The 8,951-nt window shown below is 69.5% G+C and carries 6 protein-coding genes; 4 read left to right on the top strand and 2 right to left on the bottom strand.

What is annotated here, in order from left to right:
* The 4 genes from IG98_RS0143015 to IG98_RS0142995 all read left to right on the top strand — a co-directional run.
* Positions 1 to 1,264, top strand: a 1,264-nt coding sequence (locus tag IG98_RS0143015) for a fibronectin type III domain-containing protein (protein ID WP_030926147.1), incomplete at its 5' end; no start/stop codon positions are given.
* An 89-nt stretch (positions 1,265 to 1,353) separates the two neighbouring features.
* The gene (locus IG98_RS0143010; protein WP_037972833.1) at positions 1,354 to 3,387 is read left to right on the top strand and encodes a carbohydrate binding domain-containing protein; all 2,034 of its coding nucleotides are present in this window, start codon (positions 1,354 to 1,356) and stop codon (positions 3,385 to 3,387) included.
* A 202-nt stretch (positions 3,388 to 3,589) separates the two neighbouring features.
* Positions 3,590 to 4,978 carry a hypothetical protein gene (locus tag IG98_RS0143005; RefSeq protein ID WP_030926143.1) on the top strand — a complete coding sequence of 463 codons (1,389 nt, stop codon included), beginning with the start codon at positions 3,590 to 3,592 and terminating at the stop codon, positions 4,976 to 4,978.
* A 166-nt stretch (positions 4,979 to 5,144) separates the two neighbouring features.
* A complete protein-coding gene (locus IG98_RS0142995; RefSeq protein ID WP_037972830.1) occupies positions 5,145 to 6,797 on the top strand; it encodes an AMP-binding protein in 1,653 nt (550 codons plus the stop codon).
* Positions 6,798 to 6,803: 6 nt separating this feature from the next.
* On the opposite strand, the gene IG98_RS0142990 is transcribed toward IG98_RS0142995, so the two are convergent.
* Both IG98_RS0142990 and IG98_RS0142985 read right to left on the bottom strand, forming a co-directional pair.
* Complete coding sequence (locus tag IG98_RS0142990; RefSeq protein WP_030926139.1) at positions 6,804 to 7,532, bottom strand: DUF6597 domain-containing transcriptional factor; 729 nt, start codon at positions 7,530 to 7,532, stop codon at positions 6,804 to 6,806.
* A gap of 9 nt (positions 7,533 to 7,541) precedes the next feature.
* Positions 7,542 to 8,657: an AI-2E family transporter gene (locus IG98_RS0142985; RefSeq protein WP_051753696.1), complete on the bottom strand. Its 1,116-nt coding sequence runs from the start codon at positions 8,655 to 8,657 to the stop codon at positions 7,542 to 7,544.
* Positions 8,658 to 8,951 lie beyond the last annotated feature (294 nt).

Genomic DNA, 8,951 nt, shown 5'->3' with positions numbered 1-8,951 from the left:
CACCCTGGCGCCCGGCGCGACCGCGAGCTTCGGCTTCAACGGCAGCCCCGGCGGCATCACCCCGTCCAACTGCACGCTCAACGGCGCGGCCTGCGGCGGCGGCAGCACTCCCGGTACCCCGGGCGCGCCCGGCACGCCTTCGGTCACCGCCACCACCAACTCCTCGATCTCGCTGTCCTGGGGCGCCTCCAGCGGCACCGTCACCGGCTACCGCGTCTACGAGGGCGGCACCCAGCGCGCCCAGGTCACCGGGACCAGCGCGACCATCGGCTCGCTCGGCACCTGCACCTCGCACACCTACACCGTCAAGGCCTACAACGCCCAGGGCGAGTCGGCCGCCAGCGGCGCGGTGAGCGCCACCACCACCGGCTGCACCAACCCCGACCCGGTCGGCAAGATGGCCGGAGCGCCGTACCTCTACATGGGCTGGGGCAACCCGCCGAACCCCGCGACGGTCATGAGCGCCACCGGCGTGAAGTCCTTCACCATGGCGTTCATCCTGTCCAGCGGCGGCTGCACCCCCGCCTGGGACGGTAACCGGCCGCTGACCGGCGGCGCCGACCAGACCGCGATCAACCAGATCAAGGCCGCGGGCGGCAGCGTCCAGATCTCCTTCGGCGGCTGGCAGGGCAACAAGCTCGGCCCGAACTGCTCCACCCCGGCCGCCTTCGCCGGAGCGGTGCAGCAGGTCATCAACGCGGTCGGCCCGGCGGTCGTCGACTTCGACATCGAGAACACCGACGAGTTCGAGAACTACACGGTCCAGGACCGCATCCTCAACGGCCTGAAGATCGTCAAGCAGAACAACCCCAACGTCAAGATCGCCGTCACCTTCGGCACCACCACCACCGGCCCGAACTCCCACGGCATCCGCCTGATCAACCAGGCCAAGGCGCTGGCCGTGCCGATCGACAACTACACGATCATGCCGTTCGACTTCGGCGGCTCCAACATCTACACCGACACCGTCAACGCCTCCGAGGGCCTGAAGAACGCGCTGAAGGCGGCCAACGGCTGGACCGACGCGCAGGCGTACGCCCGGATGGGCATCTCCGGCATGAACGGCCTGTCCGACCAGCAGGAGCTGACCACGGTGGCGGCCTGGACCCAGATCCGCGACTGGGCCAAGTCCAAGGGCCTGACCCGTCTCGCCTACTGGGCGGTCAACCGTGACCGCCCCTGCCCCGGTGGCGGCGTGGTCTCCAACTGCAGCGGCATCGCCCAGTCCGACTGGGACTTCACCCGCGTCACCGCCGGTTTCTGAACCGAGCGATCCGTACGGCCCGCACCCCGCCCGGGGCGCGGGCCGTACCCCCACGACACCCTCCTAGCAATCCTTGCGGGGTAAATCGGATGCACCTCAGGAAACTCGCGGCGATCGCCGTACTGGCGCTGGGCGGGGCGATGCTCGCCGCGTCGCCCGCCCACGCCGCGAACATCGCGGCCAACCCCGGATTCGAGAACGGGCTGACCGGCTGGACCTGTACGGCCTCCTCGGGGGCCGCGGCGGTGTCCTCGCCGGTGCACGGTGGCACCGGGGCACTGCAGGCCACGCCGGCCGGCAACGACACCGCCCGCTGCCAGCAGACGGTCAGCGTCAGGCCGTCCTCGGCCTACACCCTGTCGGCCTGGGTCAGGGGCGGCTACGTCTTCCTCGGCGCGACCGGCACCGGCGGGACCGACCCCAGCACCTGGACGTCCTCGCCGTCGTCCTACGCCCAGCTGTCCACCTCGTTCACCACCGGCGCCGCCACCACCTCGGTGACGATCTACGTCAACGGCTGGTACGGCCAGGGCACCTACCAGGCCGACGACTTCGTCCTGGACGGCCAGCCGGGCCAGGGCCAGCCCCCCGCCGTGCCCACCGGGCTCACCGGCACCGGCAACGCCACCACCGCGTCGCTGAGCTGGAGCGCCTCCTCGGGGGCGACCGGCTACAACGTCTACCGCAACGGCACCAGGGTCGGCACCGCCACCGGGACCACCTTCTCCGAGACCCCCGGCGCGGGCACCCACGGCTACCAGGTGAGTGCGACCAACGCCTCGGGTGAGTCGGCGAAGTCCGGCGCGGTCTCCGTGACGGTCGGCACCGGCCAGCCACCGATCCCGCCCGCGCCGTCGGGGCTGACCGCCACCGTCAGCGGCACGAGCGTCTCGCTGAGCTGGAGCGCCTCCTCGGGGGCGACCGGCTACAACGTCTACCGCAACGGCACCAGGGTCGGCACGCCCACCGCGACCTCCTACAGCGACGCCCCCGGCACCGGCACGCACACCTACCAGGTCAGCGCCTCCAACTCAGCCGGTGAGTCCGCGAAATCCAACCAGGTGTCCGCGACCGTCACCAACACGCCGCCCCCCGGCGGCCTGCCCAAGCGGGTGCTGGTCGGCTACCTGCACGCCTCCTTCGCCAACGGCTCCGGCTACATCCGGATGGCCGACGTCCCCAATGAGTGGAATGTCATCAACCTGTCCTTCGGCGAGCCCACTTCGGTGACCTCGGGGGACATCCGCTTCACCCAGTGCCCGGTCGCCGAGTGCCCCAACGTCGAGTCCGAGGCGGAGTTCATCGCCGGGATCCGGGCCAAGCAGGCACTCGGCAAGAAGGTGCTGATCTCGATCGGCGGCCAGAACGGCCAGGTCCAGCTGAGCACCACGGCCGCGCGCGACAAGTTCGTCCAGTCGGTGAGCGCCATCATCGAAAAGTACGGCCTGGACGGGCTGGACATCGACTTCGAAGGCCACTCCCTCTACCTCGACAGCGGCGACACCAACCTGTCCGCACCCACCACCCCGGTCATCGTCAACCTGATCTCCGCGCTGAAGACCCTCAAGGCCAGGTACGGAGCCCGGTTCGTACTGACCATGGCCCCCGAGACGTTCTTCGTCCAGCTGGGCTACCAGTTCTACGGCCCGGGACCGAACGGCTCCGCCGACCGCCGGGCCGCCTCCTACCTCCCGGTCATCCACGCGATGCGCGACGACCTGACCCTGCTGCACGTCCAGGACTACAACTCCGGGCCGATCACCGGGCTGGACAACCAGTACCACACCATGGGCACCCACGACTTCCACGTCGCCATGACCGACATGCTGCTCGCGGGCTTCCCGATCGCCGGCAACCCGGCCAACGTCTTTCCCGCGCTACGCCAGGACCAGGTCGCCATCGGCCTGCCCGCCGCCGCGTACGCGGGCAACGGCTTCACCACGGTGGCGGAGGTCCAGAAGGCCTTTGACTGCCTGGCGAAGGGGACCAACTGTGGTCCGTACCGGCCCAGGGGGGTCTACCCGAACCTCCGCGGCCTGATGACCTGGTCCATCAACTGGGACAGGTACAACGCCTTCGAGTTCTCCCGCAACCACCGGGCCTATCTCGACGCTCTGGGCTGAGAACTCCTCGCCGCCGGGAGAGACGGACTTCCGGCGGCGAGGTTCCCCCTCCGCGTCCGCGGGTCTCACGGGGCGGTTCGACATTCGACGGTCACTCAACGTGACGGATCGGATTCCCGGAGTCGCCGAAACTGGCAGAGAGGTCTCGGTTTAGAGACCGGGTGGCCGGTCGCTGGTGAGGTCCGGCAGGCTAGGGGCCGTCATGGACTACGCAATTCTCACGGGGTTCGTCCTCGTCACAGGTGTCGTGCTCGCCGTGGTCGCACAGTGGAAGGGCTGGCGGCCCTCCCTGCTGGCCGTGCTGGTGGTCGGAATCGTCTTCAGGGTGCTCATCATGACCACCTCGGCGATGGACACCTGGCAGCCGGTCGACTTCGTCAACAGCTTCAAACCCGCGGGCGAGGCGGTCCTGAATCACGAGGATCCCGTCCTGGGGAGCAACGGCGGCTGGCATTTCCTGCCGACCATCCCCTACGTCTACGGCTTCCTGCTCTGGCTGGGCATCCCCTGGGAGATCGGCGGGCGCCTGGTCACCGTGGTCGCCGACATCGCGCTGATCCCGCTGGTCGGCAAGCTCGCCGGAGGCCCCAGGGCGTCGTTGCGCGCCTTCCAGTACGCCTGCAACCCGCTGGCCATCCTGGTCGCCTCCGTGCACGGCCAGGTCGAGCCGGTCGCCCTGGTCTTCGGCGTCGCCGCCTTCGTCGTCGCCAGGGGCCCCGGCGCCCCCGACCGACCGGGCATGACGACCGACGTGGTCGCGCTGGTGCGGGACAACGTCGCGTCCCGAGGCCTCTTCGGTGCCGTGCGGCACGCCGCGGGCTCCTCGGGCACGGTCCTGCGCACAGCGCTCACCCCTCGTCCCGGCGACCGGCAGTCCCTGCGCCGCGCCCTGTTCGCGGGGCTGCTGATGGGCCTGGCGCTCTGCGCCAAGAGCTGGCCGATCTGGCTCGTCCCCGGCATGCTCCTGCTGCTGCCCACCGTCCGCGCCCGCGCCGTGGCGTTCGTGGCCACCGGCATCGCACCGATCTTCTTCCTGGTCACCCTGCCGATCTTCGCCGGCACCTCGCTGAGCCAGATCCCCGAGGTCATCCGGGTGATCCAGGACGTCCGCCCGATCGTCGGCCAGTGGGGTTACAGCGCCATCTACATGCACGGCATCAACGATCTGCACCAGGGGATCGCCACCTTCGGCACCCGTCTGGTCTACGTCACCATGCTGGTGACCGCCTTCCTGTGGCGTCGTGCCGACCCGGTCGACCTCACCACGGCGCTGCTGATCGCCTTCATGGTCGCCACTCCCAGACTCGGCGCGCAGTACCTGCTGTGGTTCATGCCGTTCCTGGTCGCCCGTCCGACCCGCTTCGCCTGGCCCGCCATCATCGGCGTGTCCCTCTGGGCGGGGTACGGCTACCTCTACATGACCCAGTTCGACTCCGCCACCTGGCGGAGCCTCCATGTCGTGTGGTCGCAGAGTTCCATGCTGCTCCTGCCGATCCTGGCGCTCGCCATGCCATGGGCGCGCCGCGTCTTCAAGGCGCCTGACGCTCCCGAGGAACCGCCGTCCCGGCGGTCCGTCCCGGCCCCCGCCTGACCTGTCACCGCTGTGACGTCCCGGCCCGTCGCGGAGGAGGCGCCGGGGGTCTCGATCGCCTCGGCCGACGACCGGAGCCGGGTGGGTGGCGGAGCGGTGGTACCGGAGATCGTCCGGGTCCCCGGTGCGACTTGACTTTGACCAAGCACTTGCTCAAGATCCGGGTGTGGTGACATTCGCGGACCTGATCCGGGCGCGGGCCGGTGACGAACATCCCGGCCTGCGCTTCGAGGACGAGAGCTACACCTGGGCGCGGATCGTCCACGAGGCGGAGCTGCGGGCGGCACTGGCCCTGGACCTGCGGGAGCCGGGTCGCCCGTTCCACCTCGGCGTCCTGCTGGAGAACGTCCCCGAGTACGTCTTCTGGATCTTCGCCGCCGCGCTGTCGGGCGCGACCCTGGTCGGCATCAACCCCACCCGGCGCGGCGCGGAACTCGCCGCGGACATCCGGCACACCGACTGCCGCCTCGTCGTCACCGACACCCCGCGCTCCGCCCTGCTCGACGGTCTCGACCTCGGGCTGCCACCCGGCCGGGTCCTGCTCGCCGACACCGACGGCTACCGCGCGCTGCTGGCCCGCCGCACCGGCACCGAGGCGAGGGCGGTTCTCGACGCCGAGCAGCCGCCGCGGCCCGAGGAGTCGTTGCTGCTGCTCTTCACCTCGGGCTCGACCGGATCACCGAAGGCGGTGATCTGCGGTCAGGGGCGGCTGGCGGCCATAGCGGGCAGGGGAGGTCGGTTCGGGATCGACCGGGAGTCGGTGACCTACCTCGCGATGCCGCTCTTCCACGGCAACGCCATCATGGCCAACCTGGCGATGGCCACCGGCGTGGGCGCGACGGTGGCGATGCGCCGCCGCTTCAGCGCCTCCGAGTTCCTCGCCGACATCCGCAGGTACGACGTCACCTACTTCAACTACGTCGGCCGCGCCCTCGCGTACATCCTGGCCACCCCCGAACGCGACGACGACTTCCGCAACCCGCTGCGGGCCGCCTTCGGAACCGAGGCCTCCTCCCGCGACCTGACCGAGTTCGCCAGGCGGTTCGGCGCCCAGATCATCGAGGGGTACGGCTCCTCCGAGGGGGCGATCGCGATCAGCAAGGTTCCCGGAACCCCGGCCGACGCGCTCGGTCTGCCGCAGCAGGGGATGGACGTCGCCGTCCACGACCCCACCACCGGCCGCGAGTGTCCACGGGCCCGCTTCGACGACAGTGGCGGGCTGGTCAACGGGCACGAGGCGATCGGCGAGATCGTCCGGCGCGACGCCTCCTTCGAGGGCTACTACAACAACGCCGAGGCGGACGCACAGCGGCTCCGCGCCGGCTGGTACTGGAGCGGCGACCTCGCCTACCGTGACAGCGCCGGATACTTCTACTTCGCCGGCAGGGACGCCGACCGGCTCCGGGTGGACAGCGAGAACTTCGCCGCCGCCCCCGTCGAACGCATCCTCGCCCGCTACCCGGGCACGGTCATGTGCGCCGTCTACGCGGTGCCCGACCCGCGCACCGGCGACCAGGTCATGGCCGCGCTGGAACTCGACGGCGACTTCGAACCCGCCGGGTTCGCCGCGTTCCTCGACGCCCAGCCCGACCTCGGCACCAAGTGGGCTCCCCGCTTCGTACGGCTGACGCCGGAGATGCCGCTCACCGCCACCAACAAGGTGGACAAGAGCGGTCTGCGGCGCCAGCTGTGGGAGTGCGCAGATCCGGTGTGGTGGCGGCCGGGACGCGACCTCGCCTACGTCCCGCTGACCGAGGAGGCGTGCTCGGCACTGCGTGCCAGGTTCGTCGACTTCGGCCGTGCCCGGCTGCTTCCCTAGTGTCCGTCAGTGGCCGTCGGCGGACCGTCCGATCAGCCGGCCCAGCGGAACTCCCGCCAGCCGCCGTACCTCGTTCGCCATGTGAGCCTGGTCGGCGTATCCGCTGGCCGCGGCGACCTCGGCCGCCGCGACGCCGCGCTTGGCCAGCCGCAGCGCCCGCTGGAACCTGACCACCCGCTGCAACGTCTTCGGGCCGTACCCGAAGGCCCACAGGGACCGGCGCAGCAGCTGCCGCTCGCCGAGCCCCAGATCCCAGGCCACCTCCCTGACGCTCCGTCCCGCCAGCAGTGCCTCGGCGATCGCCGACGCGGCGGGATCGGGTTCGGGCGTCGTGCGCATCCGTACGGCCAGGACCCGTTGTACGACGTCGGTGGCCCGCTCCGGTGGTCCTCCCGTGAAAGGGGCCAGTTCGGACAGTTCCCTGAGCGGTTCCAGCTCGGACAGCGGTATCCGCAGGTCGCGCAGGCTGTCGAGCGGCACTCCGAACACCCCGCCCGCCGCGCCGGGGCTGAACCGGATTCCGAGGTAGCGGTCGCCCGGCGACATCCACACGGTCTTCGGGCCGGTGTCGGGACCCGCGACCTGCGCTCCTCCCGGACCCCAGATCAGATCCACACAGCCATCGGGCACGACCAGCTGGGGCGTGCCCGTGGTCGCGACGGTGGTCGCCTCGTTGCTCCACACGCAGGCCACCCGCCCGGCGACGCGGGAGTCCGGAGCCCACTCGCGATACATGGCCTCAGGTTACGGGCGGCTGCCTCCTTCTCCGTTCTTCTCCTGCCGGGTGCCCGTCGTCGAGTCCTCCTCCGCCGGTCGCCCCTCGCCGGGCACATTCCCCGAGACGAGGGCGGCGGCCCACTCGCCGTCGGGATCGCTGTCGATCAGCAACGTGCGGGTCAGCAGGCTGAGCGGGATGGCCAGCAGCGCGCCCAGCGGGCCGAGCAGGAACGTCCACAGGATGAGTGAGATGAAGGTCAGGGTCGTGGACAGTCCGACGGCGTCGCCGAGGTACTTGGGCTGGATCAGCGACTGCACCACGAAATTGATCAACACGTAGGCGACGATCACGAAGACCATGGTGTCGAGGCCGCCCGACAGGAGACCGAGCAGGGCGGGCGGTATCAGGCCCAGGATGAAGCCGATGTTGGGGATGTAGTTGGTGATCAGTGCAAGTACGCCCCAAAGGAGGGGAAGCGGCACGTTGAGCACCCAGAGCGCGGCCACGTCCAACGCGGAGCAGACCAGCCCGAACCCCGTCGACACCACAAGATAACGACGGGTCCGGTGGGCGAAGTCGTGGAGCGCGCCGATGAGCAGGGGCCTGCGCACCGCCCCCAGGGTGAGAATCCGGGAGAAGGCCTGCGCGTCCAGGCACATGGCCAGCAGCAGGACGACCATGAGAACGATGCCGGAGAACGCGCCCACCAGCCCGCTGAGGAATTCCTGTGCGATCGCGAAGATTTTGCTGGGATAGAAGGAGTTGATCGCCTCGTTTATCTGCTGCGTGCCGATGCCGAGTTTCGTCGCCAGCCCCTGTGCCTGCACAACGAGCTGCTGGAACTGCTTGTCATAGGTGGGGATGAGAGCGGCCAGTTGCGCGATGGAGATTGTCAGGACCGCGACCATGCCCAGGAGCACCAGCAGCACGATCATCAGGGGGATCGCCACCAGTACCCATCCGGGAGCGCCGTGCCGGTGAAGCCAGGTTCTGACCGGGGAGACCGCCAGGATCAGGATCAGTGCCAGCAGTGCCGGCCCGACGATCGAGCCGACCGCCCTGATCCCTCCCAGGACGATCACCGCACTCGCGGCGCAGAGAAGCACGACGAGTGCTCTGGGCAACAGCCTCTGGTCCGTCATATTGGATCTCTACCCAGTGAGCGGGAAACACGTCTCCACGAGGCAGGCGCTTCGATTTGACGGGACCCGGCGGCGTACATAGAGTTCACAGGCCCGAGGGGGTCGGCGGAGATCGCCAGAGCCTCGGGACCACCCTTTTGATCAGTTCCCTCGTCGGGGCGCATGCGTCACGCCGAGATCCGATTGGACAACAATCGGATGTTGGAGTAAGTTAGAGGGGTTGCCCTGGAAACAGGGTGAGTCGCAATCCTAGCGGATTCGGCGGGTGGGAGTCGATGACCGGAAAACCGGCAA

It is taken from the genome of Streptosporangium amethystogenes (assembly GCF_000721075.1).
Lineage (GTDB): Bacteria > Actinomycetota > Actinomycetes > Streptosporangiales > Streptosporangiaceae > Streptosporangium > Streptosporangium amethystogenes.
The sequence above is the reverse complement of the archived record's forward strand: the minus strand, read 5'-3'. Positions and strand labels throughout refer to the sequence as shown.

Excerpts from the sequence above, each read along its gene's own strand:
- IG98_RS0142990 (WP_030926139.1), bottom strand. The coding sequence starts at position 7,532 with ATGTATCGCGAGTGGGCTCCGGACTCCCGCGTCGCCGGGCGGGTGGCC.
- IG98_RS0143005 (WP_030926143.1), top strand. The coding sequence starts at position 3,590 with ATGGACTACGCAATTCTCACGGGGTTCGTCCTCGTCACAGGTGTCGTG.
- IG98_RS0142985 (WP_051753696.1), bottom strand. The coding sequence starts at position 8,657 with ATGACGGACCAGAGGCTGTTGCCCAGAGCACTCGTCGTGCTTCTCTGC.
- IG98_RS0143010 (WP_037972833.1), top strand. The coding sequence starts at position 1,354 with ATGCACCTCAGGAAACTCGCGGCGATCGCCGTACTGGCGCTGGGCGGG.